General features: G+C 41.2%; 19 protein-coding genes. All 19 read right to left on the reverse strand.

The features are described from left to right. Nucleotides 1-2 precede the first annotated feature (2 nt). The 19 genes from carB to A5N88_RS07005 all read right to left on the reverse strand — a co-directional run bounded on the left by carB (nt 3) and on the right by A5N88_RS07005 (nt 23,239). Entirely contained in the window at nt 3-3,227 is a 3,225-nt protein-coding gene (carB, locus tag A5N88_RS06915; protein ID WP_066264363.1) for a carbamoyl-phosphate synthase (glutamine-hydrolyzing) large subunit, read from the reverse strand. Next, nucleotides 3,217-4,290: a carbamoyl phosphate synthase small subunit gene (locus A5N88_RS06920; RefSeq protein ID WP_066264364.1), complete on the reverse strand. Its 1,074-nt coding sequence runs from the start codon at nt 4,288-4,290 to the stop codon at nt 3,217-3,219. Before A5N88_RS06920 ends, carB begins: the two co-directional genes overlap by 11 nt. Before the next feature lie 19 nt (nt 4,291-4,309). Beyond that, nucleotides 4,310-5,509: an acetylornithine transaminase gene (gene argD / locus A5N88_RS06925; protein WP_066264365.1), complete on the reverse strand. Its 1,200-nt coding sequence runs from the start codon at nt 5,507-5,509 to the stop codon at nt 4,310-4,312. After that, nucleotides 5,502-6,290, reverse strand: coding sequence for an acetylglutamate kinase (gene argB, locus A5N88_RS06930; protein ID WP_066264366.1), 789 nt, complete (start codon nt 6,288-6,290; stop codon nt 5,502-5,504). Before argB ends, argD begins: the two co-directional genes overlap by 8 nt. A 45-nt stretch (nt 6,291-6,335) precedes the next feature. Beyond that, on the reverse strand, nt 6,336-7,574 hold the full coding sequence (gene argJ, locus A5N88_RS06935; RefSeq protein ID WP_066264367.1) for a bifunctional ornithine acetyltransferase/N-acetylglutamate synthase: 1,239 nt from the start codon (nt 7,572-7,574) through the stop codon (nt 6,336-6,338). A 15-nt stretch (nt 7,575-7,589) separates the two neighbouring features. Further along, the gene (gene argC / locus A5N88_RS06940) at nt 7,590-8,627 is read right to left on the reverse strand and encodes an N-acetyl-gamma-glutamyl-phosphate reductase (RefSeq protein ID WP_066264368.1); all 1,038 of its coding nucleotides are present in this window, start codon (nt 8,625-8,627) and stop codon (nt 7,590-7,592) included. Nucleotides 8,628-8,933: 306 nt separating this feature from the next. After that, on the reverse strand, nt 8,934-10,625 hold the full coding sequence (locus A5N88_RS06945) for a glycerol-3-phosphate dehydrogenase/oxidase (RefSeq protein WP_066264370.1): 1,692 nt from the start codon (nt 10,623-10,625) through the stop codon (nt 8,934-8,936). Between the two features lie 542 nt (nt 10,626-11,167). Continuing rightward, nucleotides 11,168-11,713, reverse strand: coding sequence for a glycerol-3-phosphate responsive antiterminator (locus A5N88_RS06950; protein ID WP_083953075.1), 546 nt, complete (start codon nt 11,711-11,713; stop codon nt 11,168-11,170). Nucleotides 11,714-11,933: 220 nt separating this feature from the next. Next, the gene (locus A5N88_RS06955; RefSeq protein WP_066264371.1) at nt 11,934-12,908 is read right to left on the reverse strand and encodes a quinone oxidoreductase family protein; all 975 of its coding nucleotides are present in this window, start codon (nt 12,906-12,908) and stop codon (nt 11,934-11,936) included. Between the two features lie 44 nt (nt 12,909-12,952). Further along, nucleotides 12,953-14,728: an acyl-CoA dehydrogenase FadE gene (locus tag A5N88_RS06960; RefSeq protein ID WP_066264372.1), complete on the reverse strand. Its 1,776-nt coding sequence runs from the start codon at nt 14,726-14,728 to the stop codon at nt 12,953-12,955. A 4-nt stretch (nt 14,729-14,732) separates the two neighbouring features. After that, nucleotides 14,733-15,476: a 2-phosphosulfolactate phosphatase gene (locus A5N88_RS06965; RefSeq protein WP_066264373.1), complete on the reverse strand. Its 744-nt coding sequence runs from the start codon at nt 15,474-15,476 to the stop codon at nt 14,733-14,735. A gap of 31 nt (nt 15,477-15,507) precedes the next feature. After that, entirely contained in the window at nt 15,508-16,578 is a 1,071-nt protein-coding gene (locus A5N88_RS06970; protein WP_066264374.1) for a phosphotransferase family protein, read from the reverse strand. Nucleotides 16,579-16,598: 20 nt separating this feature from the next. Next, nucleotides 16,599-17,006, reverse strand: coding sequence for an acyl-CoA thioesterase (locus tag A5N88_RS06975; protein ID WP_066264376.1), 408 nt, complete (start codon nt 17,004-17,006; stop codon nt 16,599-16,601). A gap of 84 nt (nt 17,007-17,090) precedes the next feature. Then, entirely contained in the window at nt 17,091-17,975 is an 885-nt protein-coding gene (locus A5N88_RS06980; RefSeq protein WP_157090621.1) for a 3-hydroxyacyl-CoA dehydrogenase family protein, read from the reverse strand. Between the two features lie 82 nt (nt 17,976-18,057). Next, nucleotides 18,058-18,627, reverse strand: a complete 570-nt coding sequence (locus A5N88_RS06985; RefSeq protein ID WP_066264377.1) for a TetR/AcrR family transcriptional regulator — start codon at nt 18,625-18,627, stop codon at nt 18,058-18,060. A 90-nt stretch (nt 18,628-18,717) separates the two neighbouring features. Further along, nucleotides 18,718-20,349, reverse strand: a complete 1,632-nt coding sequence (locus A5N88_RS06990; protein ID WP_232317544.1) for a long-chain-fatty-acid--CoA ligase — start codon at nt 20,347-20,349, stop codon at nt 18,718-18,720. 50 nt (nt 20,350-20,399) lie between these two features. Beyond that, complete coding sequence (locus tag A5N88_RS06995; RefSeq protein WP_066264381.1) at nt 20,400-21,173, reverse strand: SDR family oxidoreductase; 774 nt, start codon at nt 21,171-21,173, stop codon at nt 20,400-20,402. A gap of 198 nt (nt 21,174-21,371) precedes the next feature. After that, nucleotides 21,372-22,583: an acyl-CoA dehydrogenase family protein gene (locus A5N88_RS07000; RefSeq protein ID WP_066264382.1), complete on the reverse strand. Its 1,212-nt coding sequence runs from the start codon at nt 22,581-22,583 to the stop codon at nt 21,372-21,374. Between the two features lie 194 nt (nt 22,584-22,777). After that, entirely contained in the window at nt 22,778-23,239 is a 462-nt protein-coding gene (locus A5N88_RS07005) for a hypothetical protein (RefSeq protein ID WP_066264383.1), read from the reverse strand. Nucleotides 23,240-23,306 lie beyond the last annotated feature (67 nt).

Below are 23,306 nucleotides of genomic sequence, written 5' to 3' on the forward strand. Positions count from 1 at the left end.
ATTTATCCTCCTATTCGGTTTGGCTCAAGTTTTCTTACATACTCATCCAGCGGAACGGGCTCTGATTGGATTCCCGCTGGCATGGAATAAGCGGCAGCAGCTGTATCCAGCCATGTGAAAAGCGGTATGCCTGCTTGTGAGGAGAGTTTTCTCATATAATGACCCGCAGTCTTTTTATCTCTGCCTTTTGCAGGAAGAATAATAGCAGCAGCGATTGTTTCTTTATTAAAGAAAGCTTTTAAATCCATATGGATTGTAGGAACAGTTTCTGATGGTACCCCATTTTGCTGAAGGAATTTGGCAGTTCCAGGTGTTGCAGCAAGCTTATAGCCTTTATCCGCCAATGATTTCATCAGGCTTAGTGCTTCCGGCTTTTGATTATCGGAGATGGAGCAAACCACTTTCTTTTTCCCCATATTATTTTGCAGAAAGTTGACTCCTTTTGGAAATAAAGCTTTATAAAGTGCTGTTTCATACGAGTCAGAGAGAGCCAGTGCTTCTCCGGTAGATTTCATTTCCGGACCCAGTATTGGATCCATGTCGTTCAACTTCCCGTTAGAAAATACAGGAGCTTTTACTGAAATGAAGTCCGGCTCTTGATGCAAACCTTTTTTCAACAGGGAATTTCCCGTTTGGACTTCTATGGCTTTCTCAATAATGGGAACTCCGGTTATTTTACTTATAATCGGAACAGTTCTGGATGCACGTGGATTTACTTCCAATACATAAACTTCATCTTGGTGAATAACAAATTGAACATTCGCCATCCCAACGATTTTAGCTTCCTGGCTGATTTTTTTAGTATAATTGATCAGGGTATCCTGATGCCCCGAATCAAGGTGCTGCGGCGGAATGACAGCCATACTGTCTCCTGAATGAACACCCGCTTTCTCTATGTGCTCAAATATACCAGGAATAAAGATTTCTTTCCCATCGCTAACGCAATCGAGTTCACATTCATATCCAGGAAGGTATTGATCGACCAGAAGCGGCCACATGCGAGCATCCTGTGTATCCTTATACATCTTCAAATAGACCTCCAGCTGCTCATGGCTGTAAATAATATGCATGGACTGTCCGCCAATCACGTAGGATGGACGAACGAGCACTGGAAAACCCAGTTTCTTTGCTGCCTGATTTACTTCGTCAGAATTCCAAGCCATTTCCCCTTCTATATGCGGAATGCCAAGCTTCGTGAGTAACTGGTAAAAACGGCTGCGGTCTTCCAATCGATCAATCGTGTCAACAGAGGTACCAGCAAGCGGAGCTCCCTCTTTTTCCAATTCTTCTGCCACATTTAAGGCCGTTTGCCCTCCAAACTGAGTAAAAACCCATTCAACCTTTTCTTTTTCAATAATATTAAGGATATCCTCTACTGCCAGCGGTTCAAAATAAAGCTTATCTGCAATGGAATAATCTGTGCTGACCGTTTCGGGATTATTATTGATGACAATGGTTTCGAAGCCCATTTTCTTAAGCGCCAGCACAGCTTGAACAGAACAGTAATCGAATTCAATTCCCTGCCCGATGCGTATGGGGCCAGATCCAATAATAAGTGCTTTTTTCTTAGCTGATACATTCACCTCATCACTGCCGCCCCATGTTGAATAATAATACGGAGTAACAGCGGCAAATTCTGCAGCACATGTATCCACAAGCTTATATACAGGTTTCAATTTTAAAGTTTTTCGCAGATCCCTTACTTGCTTTTCCTGGCAGCCCAGCTTTATACTGATGCTTTTATCACTAAAATTCATTTTTTTCGCTTGTATTAGAAGGTTTTCTGGCATATTCTTAAGCGTCCAGCATGACAGCTGTTTTTCCAACTCTATTAATTTATTAATCTTCTCCAAAAACCAGCAGTCTATTTGGCTGTACCGATGAACATCTTGAATGGTAAAGCCTTTTCGAAGGGCTTCCGCTATGGCGTATAAGCGTAAATCTGTTGGCTGCTCCAAAAGCTTCACAAGTTCTTTTGAGGATTTCTCCGCTGCCAAAGGATGATACAAGCCTGTATTTTTATCTTCTATCGAGCGAAGTGCCTTATTTAGCGCCCCTTCAAATGTTCTGTCAATCGCCATTGTTTCCCCTGTAGCTTTCATCTGTGTCCCCAGGCTTCTGTCTGCTTCCGGGAATTTATCAAAAGGGAATCTAGGAAGCTTTACTACAATATAATCCAATGCAGGTTCAAACGAAGCAAAGGTGTTGCCGGTAATGGGGTTTATAATCTCATCCAGCTGATACCCGAGTGCACATTTTGCCGCTACACGCGCAATGGGATAGCCCGTTGCCTTGGATGCCAGTGCTGAGGAGCGGCTTACCCGAGGATTAACCTCAATAATAAAATACTGGTCAGAGTATGGATCCAATGCAAATTGAATATTACAGCCTCCAATTATCCCCAGTGCCCTTATGACTTTTAAAGATGCATTTCGAAGCAGCTGATATTGGCTGTCGGATAATGTTTGGGAGGGTGCTACAACAATAGAATCCCCTGTATGGACTCCTACAGGATCCAGGTTTTCCATATTGCAGACAATGATACAGGTATCGTTGTCATCTCTGACTACTTCATATTCGATTTCTTTCCATCCTTTAATACTTTTTTCCACCAGCACTTGTTTAATGGGACTTGCAGTAAGACCATTTTTCAAGGCCTGGATAAACTCTTCGTCTGTAGAAGCAAAGCCTCCTCCGGCACCGCCAAGTGTATAGGCAGGACGTATAATGACTGGATACCCTATTTTTTTGATAAAAGCAAGACCTGCTTCTACACTAGTGATAATTTCTGATTCAATTACAGGCTCTTGGATGTCAATCATCAGCTGTCTGAATTTCTCTCGGTCTTCCCCTTTCTGGATCGAATCAACAGGCGTTCCTAAAAGCTCCACATTATACTTTTGCAATAGATTCAGTGAATCCAGTTCCACAGTCAGATTTAAAGCGGTTTGCCCGCCTAATGTTCCAATCATTCCATCAGGCTTTTCTTTTTGGATGATACGCTCTATCGTTTCGACTGTCATGGGTTCCATGTACACTTTGTCAGCTACTGATTTATCGGTCATGATTGTAGCCGGGTTATTATTTAAAAGGATAACCTCAATCCCTTCTTCTTTTAGGGCTAAGCAAGCCTGTGTGCCGGCGTAATCAAATTCGGCAGCCTGACCGATTACAACCGGGCCGGAGCCAAGTACAAGGACCTTTTTTATTTCTTTTCTATATGGCATTGGACAAAACTCCTGACTCTAGTTTTACTTTTTGTATGAATTGATCGAAGAGATATTCTGCATCCTGAGGACCAGGATGGGCTTCTGGGTGGAACTGGACTGTATGGATCGGGAGTGTCTTGTGTGTGAGCCCTTCAACAGAACCGTCATTAATATTCATAAAAGAAACGGTAAAAATCTCATTGTCAATGGATTCTATATCGACTACATAGCCATGGTTCTGCGATGTCATCAGGACTTTTCCACTTACCATATCTTTCACAGGATGATTTCCGCCGCGGTGGCCAAAAGGGAGTTTATTCGTCCTGGCTCCATAGGCCAGTGCTAAAAGCTGATGCCCGAGACAAATTCCAAGGGAAGGATACCTTTCACTCATACGTTTGATTTCCGGCAATAAATGGGCAAGAGCCATGGGATCGCCCGGTCCGTTGCTAAAAACAATTCCATTCGGATTCATGGCAGATAATTCTTCATATGTGCTGTTAAAAGGAACAACTGTCACTTTGCAATTATGTTTTAAGAGGTAATCAAGAATGGACTTTTTAAAGCCAAAATCCATTAACAGGATATGAGGCCCCTCCTGATGAAAATATACGTGTTCCTTCGTAGAAACTTTTTCCACCCATAAGGGATCTTCTTCGTAGGGGACCTCTTTATTGATGGAGCTTGTGATGATTCCCTTAATCGTGCCGTGTTTACGAATTGTTCGGACTAATTCACGGGTATCAACACCAAACAACCCGCTAACGCCAGCTTTTTCCATTATTTCAGAAAGAGATGCCTCGGCTTTATAATGACTTGGTCCATCGCAAAGCTCCCCCGTCACAATTCCTTTTACCTGAATTTTCCCACTTTCGAATTCCTCTTCATTCACTCCGTAGTTTCCTATAAGAGGATAGCAGAATACAACAATTTGCCCAGCATAGGAAGGATCAGAAGTGATTTCCTGATATCCTGTCATGCTCGTATTAAAAACAACTTCCCCTGTCGTTTCTTCCATATTTCCAGTCAGGAAGCCTGGAAAAACCTCACCGGTTTCGAGTATTAAATAGCCTTTCTCCACTCTATGCCACTCCTTAGATTTATTTCGTTTGTTCAGTTAGTGTCTTAAAGGTGTTTTTTAGCTTTTGAATAAATAAATCTATTTCTGTCTTATCAACTGTTAATGGCGGAAGAATTCGAACGACACTCGGCCCGGCAGTTAAAATTAGAAGGTGTTCCTTTAAGGCCTCCCTTGTAATAACACCCGCTTCTCCTTCCACATCTATCCCTACTATTAGTCCCTTTCCATGTACTTGCTTCATATTCGGGCTGTTCGATTGAAGCTTCTCGAGCTGTTCCCATAAATATTTCCCCATGGACTTTACATTTTCCAAAATGTTTTGACCAGTGATTTCATTAAGAGTAGCCAGACCTGCACTAGATGCCAAAGGATTGCCGCCAAATGTACTACCGTGGCTGCCAGGCTGAAAAGCTGCAGCTGCCTCTTTTTTTGCCAGCATGGCTCCAATCGGAAAACCGGACCCCAGCCCTTTTGCCAGCGTCATAATATCCGGTTCAAATCCATATTGCTCATAAGCAAATAATGTTCCTGTTCTGCCTATTCCCGTTTGTACTTCGTCTACAATGATCAATATATTATTTTGGGCACAGACTGCTGTAAGTGCATCAATCCAATCCTGATCAGCAGGAAGTACACCGCCTTCACCTTGTATCAGCTCAAGCATGACCGCACAAGGCTTAATGGTCTCAAGCTTTTTCAGTGATGCCAGGTCATTGTAGGGTAAATACTGAAAACCCGGCATTAATGGAGCAAAGCCCGTTTGTATTTTCTCCTGGCCAGTTGCAGAAAGGGTTGCAAGCGTTCGGCCATGGAAGGAATTGGTGAATGTAACAATAATGGGATTACCATTTTGATTAAGCTTTTGAGCATATTTTCGTGCTAGTTTAATGGCCGCTTCATTGGCTTCCGCTCCGCTATTGCAAAAGAATGCCTGATCCATACAGCTTACTTCTGTCAATTTGGAGGCCAGAGCTTCCTGCTGTTTAATTAAGAATAAATTGGAACAATGCCAGAGCTCCTCAAGCTGGCTGGCAACAGCTTCCTTGACCTTCTTTGGCACATGTCCCAAATTACAGGTTGCAATACCTGATGTAAAATCCAAATATCGATTACCTTCCACGTCCCATAAGAAACTGCCTTTGCCTTTTTGAAAATGAATGGGGATACGCGCGTATGTATTCATTAAGGCAGAATCAGCTGATAAAACACTTTCAACCATTGATGAATTCCTCCTTGTTATAGAAAGTCGTTCCGATGTTTTCTCCCGCTGCTGCCCGCAGCAGACTATTTTCTTCAAGACCGTTTATTATGCTAACTTGTTCAATTCCGGCCTCCAGGCATGCCAGTACTGCTTCCACCTTCGGAATCATTCCTCCGGTTATAACCGAGGCTCCAATCAGTTCTATGCATTCACGGCTGGATAAGCTTGTGATGGTTTTTCCATCCTTTAAAACCCCTGGGACATCTGTGATAAAAAAGAGAGGGGCATTAAGGGACTTTGCCAGAGCGGCTGCAGCATGATCCGCATTTATATTCCATGACTGCCCCTTTTCATCTACAGCTATTGGAGATATAACAGGTAAAAAATCCTTTTTTAATAAAGAGATAACCAATTCGGTATTTACTCCTGACACTTCTCCTACAAAGCCAAGCGATTCAGTCGTTTCAAGCTGCTTTGCCTTTAAAAGCATTCCATCAACCCCGCTGATCCCAACCGCCTTTGTCCCGTGTTCAATCATTTTTTTCACCAGCTTTTTATTAATAGAACCTGATAAGACCATTTCAGCTGTATCCAGGACTTCTTCTGATGTATACCTCAAGCCATTCACAAATTTCGTCTCAACCTCCAATTTTTCCAGCAAAGAAGTAATTCCCGGTCCTCCTCCATGAATAAGAATGGGTTTTATTTCACGTTTTGATAGCTCTTGAAGACTTTGAAAAAATGAATTTGGCAGCCGCTCGATAATACTTCCGCCGCATTTAATTACAATATATGACATATTGCTTAGCGCTCCTTCAGAAATCCTTAATAGATTTTTGTGTTGTTATGTTCGATATGAAGCATTAATTTTCACATAATCATAAGACAAGTCGCAGCCCCATGCAGTTGCCCATTCTTTTCCTTCTGAAATATTCACAAAGATTTGAATCAATTCATTGCTCTTTAAATAGTTACTTGCGCCTTCCTCAGAGAAGAAGGAAGGAATTCCATTCTCCACGACCACATAAGGCCCGATCGCAATTGAAATGGAGGATGGGCTTACACGGACACCGCTGTAACCAATCGCGTTAACAATTCTTCCCCAGTTGGCATCCGCTCCGAAAATAGCTGCTTTCACTAAACTGGATCCCACGATCGTTTTTCCTATCACCCTTGCTTCATCCTTTGTCTTTGCCCCGTTTACCACTGCTTCTACCAGCTTGGTTGCCCCTTCTCCATCGCGTGCAATCTGCATTGCAAGAATCCTGCAAATCTCAGCCAGCCCTTCCATAAATTGCTCCCAGCAGGGATGGCCTGGTGACAGCTCCTCGTTCCCTGCCATTCCATTTGCAAGAAGCAGGACCGAATCATTTGTACTCGAATCCCCATCTACTGTTATCATGTTAAAGCTTTCATCAACGGCCTGTTTTAGCGCCAATTGCAAAGCTTCCTTTTCAACACATGCATCGGTTGTTATAAATCCTAGCATCGTAGCCATGTTCGGATGGATCATTCCAGATCCTTTTGCTGCACCGCCGAATCGAATGATTTTTCCATCCATCTCCATTTCAAGAGCGGTTCTTTTTTGAAAGGTATCTGTTGTTAAAATCGCTTTTTCAAAGTCATCAACAGGAGTATCAGAAGCTAAGTCTTTCATCTTCTCAATACCCTGTCTTATTTTTTGCATGTCCAGCTGTTCTCCGATTACACCGGTTGAGCAAATGCCTGCATAATGAACGGGTATATCGAATTTCTCAGCAAACAGCCTTCTCATTTGATACGCATTATCCATTCCTTCATTGCCTGTAAAGGAATTAGCGTTTCCTGAATTAATCATGATTCCCTGTAACTTTCCTTCAACGGCTAAGCTCTCCTTCGTGATGTTTAAAGGAGCTGCCTGGAATTGATTGGTTGTGTAAACAGCCGCAGCATTTGCAGGAATTTCAGAGTAAATCCACCCTAAATCATTTCTTTTTCTTTTAATCCCGCAGTGAAGACCACCTGCTGAATAGCCTTTTGGGGAACAAATATGACCATCTTTTAATCGTTTGATTTTTTTTGTTTCCTTCACCGTAATGTTCATTTTTTGACCTCCGTGTCATGGATATACAGGTGTATGATGAATGCCAGTCTGCTCATTCCATCCGCCTAGCAAATTCATATTTTGAATCGCCTGGCCTGCAGCACCTTTTACAAGATTATCAATCACTGAAATGATGATCAGCTTATTCGTTCTTTGATCGACGGACAAACCGATATCGCAATAGTTAGATCCGTATACCTCTTTTGTGGCCGGAATTTCTCCAAGGGGCCTTACCCTTATAAACAGTTCATCCTTGTACGTTTCTTTATATAACTCGTGAATTTCTGCAGCCGTCATTTCCCTTGTAAGATCGGCATACATTGTACACATAATTCCTCTTGTCATAGGGATTAGATGCGGAGTAAACATAATGGCTACATCTTTGCCTGATAGTTCATGAAATGCCTGCTCAATTTCCGGGATATGCTGATGCCTGCAAAGCTTATAAGCTTGTATGTTTTCATTTACTTCACTAAATAAATTGCCCATAGAAGGTGACCTTCCCGCCCCAGATATACCTGATTTAGCATCTATGATGATGGTCTTGGCTTCTACTATAGATGCCTGGATAGCCGGCTTCATTCCCAAAATGGCCGCCGTTGGGTAGCATCCCGGATTTGCAATAAGTTCCGCTGTTTTAATGCTGTCACGATTTAGTTCCGGCAAGCCGTATACAGCACTTTTCAAATGCTCTTCCTTTGCCGGAGTTTTTCCATACCATTTTCTATATGACTCAGAGTCCTTTAAACGAAAGTCTCCTGATAAGTCAATACACTTTATTCCTTTTTCCAAAAACGAAGGCAATACTTCCTTTGTGACCCCTGCCGGAGTCGCAAAAAACAAAACTTCAACTCTGTCGGTTATACCCTCTTGATGTAAATCCTCAATGTCCCATTCAGCGAGCCCCCTTAAATGCGGGTACTGTTCTGATATCTTCTTTCCACTTGTAGAATGCGAGATTAACAGTTCAATATCTGCATAGGGATGCTGATTTAAAAAACGTATAAGTTCTGCACCGCCATAGCCATTTGCACCAACTATTCCAGCTTTCATTCTCTGACCTCCGAACTAATTTATGAATTATTATAATTAATTATGTATAAACATACAAGTGATTTGGTTAAAAATACTTTTTTTAAAACTTTAATCCTCATTAATTGGATTTATTAACCATAATATTGAATATTTATTCATAAACCACCTTTCCGATAACCCTTGATGCCATCCGAACAAAAGCGCTGAAGCTAGACAAATTCTCTATTAGGTAGATAATTTTATATTTTTCCGCAAAAAAAGAACCGGATATAAAACGCCGGTTCTTCGGTTAAGCATATTGCTATATATAAATTATACTGAAAATCATTGTACTATGGCTTCTACATTACTTTGAGCATCCACAGGGGTAATGGCATCTGCCAGTTCTTTTTCTAATTGTTTTTTATAGTTTTCGGCTGTAATATCATCCCAGTTAAGTTCTTTCGCCATAAGCTGAATGACGCTATCCTTCCATTGCTGTACCCAATTGATTCGGAAAAACAATGCACCCGTCCTCCTGATAAAGAAATCCACTGGTTTTGCTGCCATTTCACATTTAATAGCATACATGACTTGGGCATATACGGAGGCAGGAAGGTTGTATTCTTTTTGTCGATTTTGGTAATCCTCTGCAAACTGATATATTTGGTCAATATTTGACCCATATTTCGCTGCCAAGTATAGCGCTTCTTCTTTTTCCAGACCAGCAGCTGTACCCTGAGCGATTTTTTGATTTAAAAATTTAGAATACCCTGCTGAACCACCAACATCTCCTCCTGAGATCGGCATGTGCTTGGTCTGGCACGGATCAAAGGATCTATTTGTTTCTTCGCCAAGCCTTTTTGCCACTAGATCCACCACCGTTTCCCCCATTTTACGGTAGCCCGTTAATTTTCCCCCTGCAATGGTAATCAGGCCGCTTTCCCCTTCCCAAATTTCATCCTTTCTGGAAATTTCAGAGGGGTCTTTGCCTTCTTCATATATAAGCGGGCGGACACCTGCCCAGCTGGACTCAACATCTTTTTCGGTTACCTTAACGGATGGGAACATATAATGAATGGATTTCAGGATATATTCAATATCAGATGAAAGTGGTTTGGGATTTGCTATATCCTTATCTTCAGCATAAAAGGTATCTGTCGTTCCCACATAGGTTTTACCTTCACGAGGAATGGCAAAAACCATTCTGCCATCTGGTGTATCAAAATATACAGCCTGATGCAGCGGAAATGCAGACTGGTCAAACACAATATGCACACCTTTTGTTAACCGAAGACGTTTATTATTAATCGAATAGTCTTCCTTCCTGACTTTATCCACCCAGGGACCTGCCGCATTTACCACCTTTTTTGCCTGAATACTGATCACTTCATTGTTTAAAAGATCTTTTACCCTAACACCAACCATTTTTTTGTCTTCATATATAAATTGTTCAGCTTTAACATAGTTAATCGCCTGCGCACCATTTTCTACTGCTTTTTTCATGACTTCAATGGTTAGTCTGGCATCATCTGTCCGGTATTCGACGTAGTAGCCTCCGCCCATTAATTGTTCTCTTTTTACAAGGGGCTCTTTATTAATGGTCTCTTCCGCTGACAGCATCTTTCTTCTCTCCGACCGTTTTACACCAGCCAAAAAATCATACACTCGGAGCCCGATATTCGTCGTAAACTTCCCAAAGGTTCCACCCTTATGCAAAGGAAGCAGCATCCACTCAGGAGTTGTTACATGTGGGCCATTCTCATACACAATCGCTCTTTCCTTTCCAACTTCCGCCACCATTCCTACTTCAAATTGTTTTAAATATCGCAGCCCGCCGTGTACCAGCTTTGTAGAACGGCTTGATGTGCCTGCTGCAAAGTCCTGCATTTCCACAAGGGCAACCTTCATTCCCCGGGTACTTGCATCAAGGGCAATACCAGCCCCTGTAATTCCACCGCCAATAATTAATAAGTCAAATGGCTCTTCTTCCATTCTTCTTAACGTTTCTGTACGATTTTGATTGGAAAATGTCATGTCTGTGTCCCCCTTAGTTAAAATGAATGAAAAGATGTACGTGTTTAAAAAACAAAAAGAGACCTCAACAAATATTATGGTTAAATTATTCCCATAAAAATTGTTTGGTCTCTCGATTTCTCTGGACTATTTATTAACTTACATTCAGTTTACCATATGAATGCGCTTTTTTAAAGTAAAAACACTTCTATATAATTTGAAATTAGTTTTTTCTTCTAAACTGGCTATTGATTTCCTCTTCAGGCACTCTCTTTCCTCTTCAATCATCAGAGAAAAACGTAATTTCACATATATATTTTTATAATCAGGAGGCTCTGTTCATCTCTCATGTTGATTTTTGTACCAATTACTATAATACTTTCACAGTATCAATCATCGGATAAAAAGTAAAACCTATCGTAACAAAAAAAGAGCAAGGATTATATCCCTGCCCATCAAAAATTGACGACTTACAAAATAAGATAGCATTCGATGATTAAATTTCAATTAAAAATTTCTAATTTTTTCCTTTCGTTCTCTCATCAGAAACCCATAAAACTGCTCTACTCAAACTGGTCCCACAGCTTGGTGTCGGATGTGGTAATGGCTTCGGCCCCAGCTTTTAAAGCATTGTTCACCTCATCCATTGAACGGATTAAACCGCCCGCAAAAACTGGTCTATTCACTCTTGCTTTCACTTCTTCAATCATCCAAGGCATTGTTCCAGGCAGTACCTCTATATAATCAGGCTGGATTTTATCAATCAGCCTGTAGCTTTTCTCCAAGGCATGTGAATCAATTAAAAACATCCTTTGAACAGAAATAACACCTTTTTGTTTTGCCTTTTGGATAACGTTGGATTTTGTAGAAATTAACCCATATGGTTTATATTCCTGACAGATATATTCTGCAGCATACTCATCGTTCTTTAATCCCTGAATTAAGTCTACATGGTAAATCATCTTCTTGTTATGCGCCTTTGCCATGGAATACACATTTTTCAGTTGAGAAATATGCAAGTCCAAAAAAACACCGATCTCATACTTGCTCTTTAAAAAATGTTCAAATTCCTTCATTGTGACTGATGCCGGCAAAATATACTGTTTCACAATTATCGCCCTCCGTGCCCCCGCTAATTATCCTTATAGTAGCACGTTCACACAAGAAATTCTTCTATTTTCCTTTTTTCCATACTGCCGAGAACCCTTTAATGCGTTAAATCACAAAAGGGGCCTGACCCCTTTTGTGATTTAACGCATTAAAGTTTCCTTACCACATTTAAAAAGCACACCGCTTCATTGTCTTGTGAGGTGTGCTTTATTTTTCATTTTAAGGTTTTAAAATCAGTTTTCCCATTGTTTGTCTTCCCTGAAGGATGGAATGAACATCTGCCGCTTCCACTAATGGGTATTCTCCCCCTAAGGTCAGCTCTAGTTTCCCATCCATTACATACCCGATTAATTCCTGAAGACTTTCCTGCAGCAATGCCTGATTTCTCATAATTTGCGGAAGGAAAAAGCCAATGACAGATTGATTTTTTCCCATTAACGAAGAAGGATAGAATTTTTCCTGTTTTCCACTGGCAACTCCATAAATGACAAGTCTTCCAAATGGTGCCAGGCATTTTAAGGTTTTACGGAATATCTCGCCTCCCGCCATTTCCAATGCAACATCGACGCCTTTCCCTTCCGTAATATCCTGTACTTCAGCCTCCCAATGTTCCTCTGTATAATTAATGGTATAATCAGCACCCAGTTTTTTGGCCAGCGCCAGCTTTTCTGCAGAACTCGCTGTGGCAATCACTTTTCCTGCACCAAACAGCTTAGCCAGTTGAACAGCAAGGGAACCCACACCCCCTGCTGCCGCATGGATTAACACTGTCTCTCCCTTTTCAAGTCTTCCCATGGTTTTCAAGATATGGTAGGCACTTAATCCTTGAAGAGGGAGCGCAGCTGCTTTTTGAAAATCCATTCCCTCTGGCAATGGAATTAATGCACTTTCATGAGCAGTCGCATAATCTGCATAGCCGCCGGATTCTATCAGCACGGCCACAGGGCTCCCGGCCTTTATTTTTGTTACCTTAGCTCCTGTTTCCGTAACAATTCCTGCTATTTCCGCTCCCGGAACAAACGGCAGAGGGGTGGGAATGACATAATGTCCTTCACGCCGGGCAGTATCGGCATAATTGACTCCAATAGCTTTAATTTCAATTAAAACCTCTTTATCGGCAGGTACCGGACGGTCGCATTGAATAATTTTTAATACTTCCGGTCCTCCGTATTCCGATAGTTGAACAGCTTTCATTGTAAATTCCTCCTTTGATTCTTATTAATGTATTATTTAAATCCTTATACCAAATAGCGTTCAGTCAACAGAAAGGCATCAGCAATCCTTCTATTTCTCAAGGTTGTTCCAGATGCACTTAAGCTGGACAGCTCAGTTATGATCAACTGAATCATCGGGAGAACCTCCTTGCCCGATACTGCACCTGAGATCAGTTTTCGGGCGTACCCTTCTACTTTCCGGAGTGCCTCATCTACAATGGAAGCCGATAAATCATATTTCACCTGCTCCTTTTCCAGCCCATTCTTCTCAATTGCCTTGAGGGAGCGATAAACAGATGATTCTGCTGCATAAAGCTGGATGCCAATATTTGAAAGCGCCATAAGGGCTTCTTGCTCTTCAGAAAGGTCCGCTCCAAACCGTTGATAAAGGATACCTGCACAATAAAGGAAAATTCTGCGGATGGAAGCAACAGCAGCTTGTTCACGCGCCATTTCCTCTGCTCCATCGGCCGTCCTTTTCATTTTGAGCTCCAAAATGGCGTCCTGGATGTATTCTTCTAAAGGAATCATCCCCTTTGCCGCTTTCTTAAATAAGGAAAGAGGAATTAACAAGCGGTTAATCTCATTGGTTCCTTCAAAAATCCGATTAATTCTCGCGTCTCGATACATTCTTTCAATTTTATATTCTTTTATGAAACCTGCCCCGCCGTGCAGCTGCAGCGCTTCATCAACAGTGAAATCCAGCATTTCTGAGCTAAAAACCTTACAAACGGCACATTCTGCTGCAAATTCACTTAAGCTTTGTCCTATCAGCCTGTAGTCATTGGATTGATAAAGATCACCCAATGCCCCTTCTAATAAAGAAGCCGTTCGGTACTGCAAAGATTCAGCTGCATAAAGAGCTGAGGCCATGCTTGCAAGTTTTTCTTTGGTAGCACCAAAATCAGAAATGGATTTCTTAAATTGTTTTCTTACTTTTACAAAGTTCAGTGTTTGTTCAAAGGCTTTTTTCGCACCTCCCAAACAGGCTGAACCCAAGTTGAAACGGCCCAGGTTCAAAACATTCAGTGCGATGACATGCCCCTTGCCAATTTCTCCTAATACATTCTCCACAGGAACTTCGCAATCCTCAAAGATAACCGATCGAGTCGAAGATCCTTTAATCCCCATCTTCTTCTCTTCCGTTCCAAGCGAAAGACCAGGAAAATTTTTTTCCACAATGAATGCGGTGAATTGCTTGCCATCCACCTTGGCATACACAATAAAGATATCTGAAAACTCAGCATTAGTGATATATATTTTGGTTCCGTTTAAAAGATAATGAGTGCCTTTTTTATTCAAAACAGCAGTGGTTCTTGCAGAGAGAGCATCTGATCCTGCCTCTGGCTCTGTTAAACAATAGGCACCGATATAATCGCCAGAAGCCAGCTTAGGCAAATATTTCTTCTTTTGTTCGTCGGTACCAAAATAAGTAATAGGAAGCGTTGCAATACATGTATGGTTTGAATGGGCTACACCGTACCCGCCGGTTGCTCCAACCGCTTCCCCTACAATCCCTTTGCTGATTTTATCCAGGCCTAAACCCCCGTAATTCTCAGGAACACTATGGCCCAAAAGCCCAAGCGTGCCTGCTTTCTTTAGGAGCTCTACTACTTTTTTGAAATTCTGATTCTCTATCTCCTCTATAAATGGACTTACTTCTTTTTCAGCGAATTGTCCTGCTGTTTTTACAATCATTTTATGCTCTTCGTTAAAGTCCTCAGGGGTGAAGAGATTATCCATGACTAAAGGTGCATAAAGAAAGCTGTTTCCCTTGCATTTGTTTTTTGTCTTTTCCATGCTCTCACTCCTTATGAAAAAAATATTCTTCTACCCTGATAGAAGAGCCCTTGACAACAGGTATGATCGGAATACGATTCTGACTTGCTGTAAATTTAAGCTCCTCCTCAAAACCCAATTCAGTGAGCATCTTTCCTACCCTGGAAGCCTTCAGAATTTCATATGATTGATCTTCTTGACTTTTATAAAAATAGAGAGCCGCCTTGGAAGCGTCCGTTAATTCCCAATCTCTATCTTCTTCTCTTAAGAGACAGTCCAGCAAATAACCGGCTCCATAAAAATCCTCTAGACTGAGTTGATCAGAAGATCCTGAACAGATTATGATAACCGTTTCATGATGAGAAAATAAAATTCTGTCAGCTACTGCTTTCCCATTCAATATGGAAGCCGCATAAAGCTGTTTGGCATTTCTGGATTTATTGATTGCCACTGTCCCATTTGTGGTAGAAAGAATAACCGTCTTTCCTGATACTTTATCCTTTAATGCCCCGGGGTTCGGATCCATAAAGCCTTCAATGGTCTTTCCATTGAATTCACCGACAAGACAATACGTCTCCTCTTCCAACCTCCTTGCATAGTCCCTCGCTTCCTGTTCGTTTAACGCAGGAATGACTTCCTTTGCACCGTAATAAAGAGCAGCAGTGATAGTAGACGTCGCAAGGAGAACATCCAGCACCACTGCAACCTTTCCTGCTATTTTTTCTTTATCAATCTCTTCTTTTTTTAATATAACATGCAGCTTTGGCATAGATTCACCTCTCCTCATATGTCCTTAAGGCTTAATTTTTTTGAGAAGATTGATGGTTTGCATATTCAATTAAATTCCGGACAGTATGGTTTAAATACTTGAATCTTTGGTCCTCCGTCTGCCCTTTTCTATAGCGGTAGTATATTTGCTGGCATATTACTGCGAGCTTAAACAAAGCAAATGTTATATAGTAGTGAATATTGGCAACATCCCGCCCGCTTCTTTTTGCATAGGCTTCAATAAATTCTCTTCTAGTATAAAAGCCGGCTGATGAAGTAACTGGAGGCTTTCCAAACCCGTTTTTGAGCTCATCAGGATCATCAGCCTGTATCCAATAGCTCATTGCAGCCCCCAGGTCACAAAGAGGATCCCCAACTGTAGTCATCTCCCAGTCAAACAGTCCGGTCATGGACGTTAAATCATATGAAAACATGGCGTTGTTTAGCTTGTAATCATAGTGAATTACGGTCGGACCTTTTGAAACAGGCATATGTTCAGCCAGCCAGCCCGTCAATTTTTCCACCCCATTCATTTCTTCTGTTTTAGAGCGTTCATATCGGTTAATCCATCCATGAACCTGCCTCTCCAGGAATCCATCAGGTTTACTGAGTTCTTTTAACTTCGTTTTCTCATAGGGGATATTATGAAGATCCACCAGTGTATTTACCATTGTTTGAGAAATTGATTGGCAAAGTTCTCTTGCAGGTTCGATTCCATTAGGAAATTCCGTATCCAGAACAATTCCTTTTCTTCGCTCCATAAGGAAAAAGGGACTCCCGACAACCCTCGAGTCCCTTTCAAATAAAAAGGGCTTTGGAGCAACAGGAAAGACTGGGTTAAGTGCGTTCAAGATGGAAAACTCTCTTTCCATATCATGTGCTTTAGGGGCAACAGGACCAAGCGGCGGTTTTCTTAAAACAGCTTCCCAGTCACCCGCCCTGAGTGAATAGGTTAGGTTTGAATGTCCGGCTCCGAATTGCTTAATTTGAAGCTCTTCTTCAGGAAAATCCTTAAAGTGCTGCTGCAAATAGGTAAACAAGGCGGTTTGATCGAGCTCTTCTCCTTTTCGTACTGCAATTGTATCTTTTACTGATTGGTCCATTGCATGCTCCCCCTTTCTTTTTACTCTGGTGCCGGCTGATGCCGAGACAACTCTGATTTGAGTAATTCTGGCAGTGCTTCGCTTACCTGTTTATCAAAATTAAAGTAAACTATGACCGCTTTTCCTTTCGCAATGAGCTTCCCAGTTTTACGATTGATCATACGGTGCATAAGGTGAAAGCTTTTTGTACCAATCTCTGCTACCTCAGCAGTCACTTCGATTTCATCATTAAAATAGCCTTGTGCAATATAATCACAGGTAGTGGAAGCAAGAATGAAGCGCCAATCCTTTATATCCATACCGAATCCTAAATATTGAAAAAACTTAATCCTTGCTTCTTCCATATAAATAAAATAGCTTGTATTGTTGATATGGCCGAGGGCATCTGTTTCACCGCAGCGTGCCGTAACGGTGGTTTTAAATAGCATTCTTTTCTCCAGCCTTTCCTTTTGAAGGCGCTCCCTATATCCCGTTCTTCTTAAAGCAATAATTATTTTTAAACCAGCATTCTCTTAAGACTTGATTTCTTGTTTTTGATAATCATAGAAGCCTTTTCCCGTTTTCCTGCCCAAATTCCCTGCCTTTACCTTATCCTCCAGTATCGATGGCGGTTTATCTTCAGGATTTCCTGTTTCTTCAAAGCGCTGCTGCATGACAAAATAACAAACATCAATACCAGAAAGATCCATTAATTCAAAAGGACCAATTGGATGGTTAAGCGCTTTTTTGCAAATGATATCAATGTCTTTAAAATCGGCTATCCCGCTCTCATACAAATTTATGGCCTCCTTATGCAAAGCGCCCAGAATACGGTTGGCCACAAATCCTGAAATTTCTTTTCGCAAAAGAAGAGCCGTTCTGTTCAATCTCTTCGAAACCTCCAAGGTTGTCTCTGCTGTTTCCTCAGAGGTTTTTTCGCTCATCACCACTTCTACACAGTCCATTACCAATGGAGGAAAAAAGAAATGCATATTGCATACCTTCTCTGGCCGGCTTGTTGCATCAGCAATCAGTGAACTGACAATGGTAGAGCTATTGGATGCAAAAATGGCATGAGAAGGAGCAAAACGCTCCAGCTGCTCAAATACTTGCCTTTTTACTTCTAATTTTTCTACGACAGCTTCAATGACAAAATCTGCATCTTTAGAAGCATCCTCAAGGCTGGTTGTAAAATGAAGGCGATTAAAAGCTGCTTCCGCCTCGTGTCCTGTTATTCTCCCCTTGTCTACCCATTTCTTCATAATACTGCGTAAAGATACTTCCGCTTTCTCAAGAGCACTTTCACTAAGATCCTGTACTGTGGTGTGAAATCCTCCTAACGCACTCAGCATGCCAATTTGATGTCCCATTTGCCCAGCACCCACCACACAAATACGTTTCACCTTGAAATCAGCCACATAATTGCCTCCTTTATACTAACCAGTTAGTATGTATTTTCTAACAGCTACACATCAATGGATGCTGCAGCCAGATGGACGATCACACTTTTTTTTCAATTCCATGTAAAATCATATCTACGAAAATATCTGCTAATTGTTTATCACTGATTTGTTTGGAAGGGTCATACCATTGATAACTCCAATTGGTAACGCCAAGAATTCCAAATGCAGTCATTTCTATCTGGAGGCCATCTCTAAACTCACCTGCTTCTACACCCAATCTCACAATCTCTTCAATTTTCAAACGAAATTGTTTGCGCATTTCCTTGATTTCAGAGGAATTTTCTCCTTTTAAATGTCTGATCTCCCGAAAAAATACTCTTGCACTGGGTCCCTTTTCTCCGATATCTGTAATGAGAAGCTCCACAATTCCGCTAATTTTTTCCTTATGGGTCAGTGAAGGGTTCTCCATTATTTTTTCCTGCTTCTTTAAGAGCTGCTCAATATATTGAAGGTGTATCTTCATTAAGAGCTCTTCTTTGCTGTTGAAGTAATAATAGAAGGTCCCTTTCGTTACGCTGAGTGCATCAACAATATCCTGAATAGATGTTTGACTGAAACCATATTTTTCAAATAGAAGAATGCTTTGTTGAACAATTTTTTCTTTCATCTGTATTCCTCACAATTCTCATGTCTTTTCAGCAATCTATCATACCATCTGCCTCTCCATTTGAAAAACTTGTGATAGTCTTTTCGTCATTTAATTTAAAGGATTGATTTTAACTGCATTTGCTTTTTCCTCTTCCCTTAAAGCCCTTCTCAAGATTTTGCCCACATTTGTTTTAGGCAGTTCACTGCGGAACTCTATAATTTTGGGTACTTTATAGGCAGAAAGATTCTTAGCGCAATACTCCTTCACCTCTTCCTTAGTAAGGTTAGTATTTGCTTTTTGAACAATAATGGCCTTAACCGTTTCTCCCCGATAAGCATCCGGTACTCCAATCACTGCGGCTTCTTGAATTTTTGGATGATGATATAAAACCTCTTCAATATCACGCGGATAGATATTATATCCGCTGGCAATAATCATGTCTTTTTTACGATCCAATATATAGACGTATCCCTCTTCATCCATTTTTGCCAGATCACCTGTATACAGCCAGCCATCTTTTAAGGTGTGAGCTGTTTCATCTGGCATATTCCAATAACCCTTCATGATTTGCGGGCCGGAAATAATCAGCTCGCCTGTCTCTCCAAATGGCATTTCTCTTGTTCCAGTTGCTACATCCACTATTTTGTACCTGGTCATCGGTACACCGATTCCGATGCTTCCCGGTTTCCTCTCAGCAAATGCAGGGTTGCAGTGCGTCACCGGTGAAGCTTCTGATAATCCATATCCTTCAAGGATTTTCGCCCCAGTTTTCTTTTCGAATTCCTCCATGATTCCCACAGGCATGGGAGCGCTGCCGCTATTGCAGACTCGAATCGAATCAATGTTATATTCCTCCGCATTGGGGTGGTTCATAATCGCAATATACATGGTGGGAACACCAGGAAACATGGTAGGCTGCTCTTTTTTAATCGTTTGCAAGACTTCTTCTACCTGAAAACGCGGCAATAATATATTGGCAGCTCCCGTAAAAATCGATAGATTCATACCTGATGTCATACCGAATACATGAAAAAGCGGTATAACCGTTAAACATCGATCTTTTCCATACTGGATATCATGCTTGAAAAATTCTGCCGACTGCATGGTATTAGCCACAAGATTTCTATGTGTCAGCATGGCACCCTTTGATCGTCCTGTCGTCCCCCCGGTGTATTGAAGCAGAGCAATATCGTGTTCAGGCTCTATGGAAGCAGGCTGAAACGGATGACTTCCTGATTGTAAAAAAGCTTCGAATGAATAATCCTCTGTTTGTGATGAAGGCTGGAAACTCACTCTTACAATGGTTTTAATATTGGTATGCTGCTGTACCTTTTTTACCAGTGGGTAAAGATCTTCATATACGACGATCGTTTCAGGCTGAGAATCACTTAGAATATGGAGAAGCTCCCTTTCCACAAGCATAGGATTCACTTGTGTCACAATGGCCCCTGCATTAAGTATTCCATAGTAAGCAATCACATACTGCGGACAGTTCGGCAGCATAATAGCCGCGCGGTCACCCTTCTGCACTCCAGCGTTTTGCAAAGCAGAAGCAAAGCGAATGGATAAGCTGTGAAGTTCCTTATACAAAATCTTTTTTTCATAATAGATTAAAGCAGGATGATCGGGTATATTTGCAGCTGTTTGCGCCAATATGTCCGGAACTGTGATATTGGGTACAGTAAATTCCTTTTTAATCGACTCAGGATACTGACTGTATTGTACATCATCTTTATACACGAAAAGCTCCCTCCACTTCATATGTGATATCGTTTTTTCAAGCCTGGATGCTACATTGCGTGAGATCCGCCATCAACAATCAGAGTATCTCCAGTTACATAATCAGAGGCTGAAGACGCAAGGAACAGTGCTGCACCTTTTAAATCATTTTCATTTCCAAGGCGTTTCAACGGCGTAGAATCTATAATTCTTTGGCCGCCCTGCTCAATGGTCACCTGGGACATTTTCGTAGGAAAAAAACCTGGTGCAATGGCATTTACATTGATATTATATTGACCCCATTTAGCTGCCAGGTCCTTTGTAAACGTGATAATGGCTCCTTTACTGGTATTGTAGCCGATAGTTTGCATAAAACGGGGATCCGTCCCGCCAAGGCCAGCGACAGAAGAGATATTAATGATTTTTCCATGCTTTTGTTTAATCATGACTTTTCCGACCTCCTGGCTGACCAGAAAGGTTCCTGTTACATTCACATTTATTACTTTATTCCATGCTTCAATTGGCATCTCTTCAACCGGAGCACCCCAGGTGGCACCGCTATTATTGACTAATATATCAATAGCTCCAAATTCCTTGAGCGTTTTATCCACCATCACTTTTATTTCCTCAGGATGCGTAATATCACACTTTACAGCCAGCGCTTTTGCTCCTTTTTCTTGCAATAAAGCCGCCGTCTCTTCACAGGATTCCACTTTTCGTGAGCAAAGGACAATATTTGCTCCTGCTTCTGCAAAGCCTTCTGCAATCTGGGCTCCAAGCCCTCTCCCTCCTCCTGTGATAATGGCGGTTTTCCCTTCGAGTTTAAATAAATCTAAAACATGCATGTTTGTTTCTCCTCTCTATTTATTCTTTATTTAAGGCTGTTTTCGCATAGATTGTTGCTTTTCGCAAAAAAGTTAAATCCGTAATAAGTAAGGCATCGTGGCATCTTTTCGTCCTCAGTCATTTTGTTTTCAACCCTGAACCCTGTTTATCCTGGATTCATTTATAAAATAGCAACAAAGTTTACGAAAAAAGCCTTTTTAAAGCTGATATTTTTTTAATTCAAGTCTGCCAAGCTGTGATTTATGTACCTCGTCAGGTCCATCTGCCAGTCTTAGGGTTCTGGCATTAGCCCAATGTGCCGCAAAAGGAAAATCTTCGCTCACTCCAGCAGCCCCAAATGCCTGGATTGTGCGGTCAATGACATTTAGCGCCATATTAGGAGCCACAACCTTAATCATGGCAATTTCTGCTTTTGCTTGTTTATTTCCTACTGTATCCATCATATAGGCTGCCTTTAAAGTCAGTAATCTCGCTTGTTCAATCTCAATTCTTGATTCTGCAATCCAGTCCTGAACAACTCCCTGGCTTGAAAGACTTTTTCCAAATACAACCCTTTTTTGTACACGCTTACATAATTCTTCGAGTGCTCTTTCTGCTGCACCAATAAGCCTCATGCAGTGATGAATTCTTCCTGGACCGAGCCTGCCCTGTGCGATGGCAAACCCCTTTCCTTCTCCCCACAGGATATTGTCAAGCGGTACTCTCACATCTTTGAATGTGATTTCTGCATGGCCGTGCGGTGCATGATCATAGCCAAAAACGGATAATTTACGCTCAATTGTCACCCCTTTGGAATCAAGAGGTACCAAAATCATGGACTGCTGTTCATATTTAGGTGCTTTCGTGTCTGTTTTCCCCATAAAAATAGCTACTTTACACCGTGGATCCCCCGCTCCGGATGACCACCATTTTCTTCCGTTTATTACATACTCATCGCCATCCCGGACAATACTTGCCTGGATATTTGTTGCATCGGCAGAAGCCACATCCGGCTCTGTCATGGAAAAGCAGCTGCGTATCTCGCCTTCTAATAAAGGCGTAAGCCACTTTTCTTTCTGCCCATTGGTTCCATATCGGACAAGCACCTCCATATTTCCGGTATCAGGTGCACTGCAATTGAAAACCTCCGGGCCAATCATGGACCTTCCCATTACTTCACAAAGAGGTGCATATTCAAGATTGGTTAACCCTGCACCATACTCGCTTTCCGGAAGAAATAGATTCCATAATCCCTGTTTCTTTGCTTTCGATTTCATTTCCTCCATTATAGAGGGAACGGCTGACCATCTATCCTGCTGGAAATTCACTTGTTCTTCGTAGATTTTTTCATTTGGATAGACATGCTCATTCATAAAAAAATTTAATGTTTTAAGGAGCTCTTGGACTTTATCTGTATAAGAAAAATTCATAGTTCCTCCTCCTGCTAGGTTTTACGAAAAATACTAACCAGTTGGTATGTTTACCCTTTCATCATACCTCTATGTATATTAAGTTGCAATAATTAACGAAATATTTTAAATTTTATAAGTCCACATTAAAAGTGCTGCCATATGAGAATATTCTACGGCAGCACTTTTATATTTTATTATTTAAGTCTCATTCATTATGAAAAGGAAATTTCAATATTTCTTAATTCTTTTTCACTTACGACTGTTAAAGTAAATCCTAGAGCCTGCAATTCCTGGGCGACGGATTCATGCAGCTTGTCATCTGATATAATAAACGTTCTGTCTCTGTGAATTGTCTCTCTAACAGCTGAAAGCAGTTCAAAAAGCTGGGCAGTTTTCTTTTCCTTTAACTCTTTAATATAATTTGTAGGTTCTTCTGTTACAGGAAGAACCCAGAGCTCGCAATCGTAAGGGATATTAAGAACTTCATAGAAAGCATCTGCTTTTTCGATTGGTGTCCTCAACGTGAAGTCTGTAAATTCATATACATGCTTCTTGCTTAGATCAATATCTTTAAAAGGCTGTTCCCCTTCCGTGTCGAAAAGCTTAATATCTACTTTGGATGCTTCATTCATTAATAAACCTTTTTTTTGTTCGTTTTCAAAAAGTCTGTTCATACTGGCCTCTCCTTTATATAAATAACCATTTGGGCATAATGGGTTTATATATATATATCCTAAAATG

Origin of the sequence: Heyndrickxia acidicola, assembly GCF_001636425.1 — a bacterium.
GTDB lineage: Bacteria > Bacillota > Bacilli > Bacillales > Bacillaceae_C > Bacillus_AE > Bacillus_AE acidicola.

Coding starts and splice junctions, on each gene's coding strand:
- carB (WP_066264363.1), bottom strand. CDS start 3,227: ATGCCATATAGAAAAGAAATAAAAAAGGTCCTTGTACTTGGCTCCGGC.
- argD (WP_066264365.1), bottom strand. CDS start 5,509: ATGGTTGAAAGTGTTTTATCAGCTGATTCTGCCTTAATGAATACATAC.
- argB (WP_066264366.1), bottom strand. CDS start 6,290: ATGTCATATATTGTAATTAAATGCGGCGGAAGTATTATCGAGCGGCTG.
- argJ (WP_066264367.1), bottom strand. CDS start 7,574: ATGAACATTACGGTGAAGGAAACAAAAAAAATCAAACGATTAAAAGAT.
- argC (WP_066264368.1), bottom strand. CDS start 8,627: ATGAAAGCTGGAATAGTTGGTGCAAATGGCTATGGCGGTGCAGAACTT.
- A5N88_RS06945 (WP_066264370.1), bottom strand. CDS start 10,625: ATGACATTTTCCAATCAAAATCGTACAGAAACGTTAAGAAGAATGGAA.
- A5N88_RS06955 (WP_066264371.1), bottom strand. CDS start 12,908: ATGAAAGCTGTTCAACTATCGGAATACGGAGGACCGGAAGTATTAAAA.
- A5N88_RS06960 (WP_066264372.1), bottom strand. CDS start 14,728: ATGGAAAAGACAAAAAACAAATGCAAGGGAAACAGCTTTCTTTATGCA.
- A5N88_RS06965 (WP_066264373.1), bottom strand. CDS start 15,476: ATGCCAAAGCTGCATGTTATATTAAAAAAAGAAGAGATTGATAAAGAA.
- A5N88_RS06970 (WP_066264374.1), bottom strand. CDS start 16,578: ATGGACCAATCAGTAAAAGATACAATTGCAGTACGAAAAGGAGAAGAG.
- A5N88_RS06975 (WP_066264376.1), bottom strand. CDS start 17,006: ATGCTATTTAAAACCACCGTTACGGCACGCTGCGGTGAAACAGATGCC.
- A5N88_RS06985 (WP_066264377.1), bottom strand. CDS start 18,627: ATGAAAGAAAAAATTGTTCAACAAAGCATTCTTCTATTTGAAAAATAT.
- A5N88_RS06995 (WP_066264381.1), bottom strand. CDS start 21,173: ATGCATGTTTTAGATTTATTTAAACTCGAAGGGAAAACCGCCATTATC.
- A5N88_RS07000 (WP_066264382.1), bottom strand. CDS start 22,583: ATGAATTTTTCTTATACAGATAAAGTCCAAGAGCTCCTTAAAACATTA.
- A5N88_RS07005 (WP_066264383.1), bottom strand. CDS start 23,239: ATGAACAGACTTTTTGAAAACGAACAAAAAAAAGGTTTATTAATGAAT.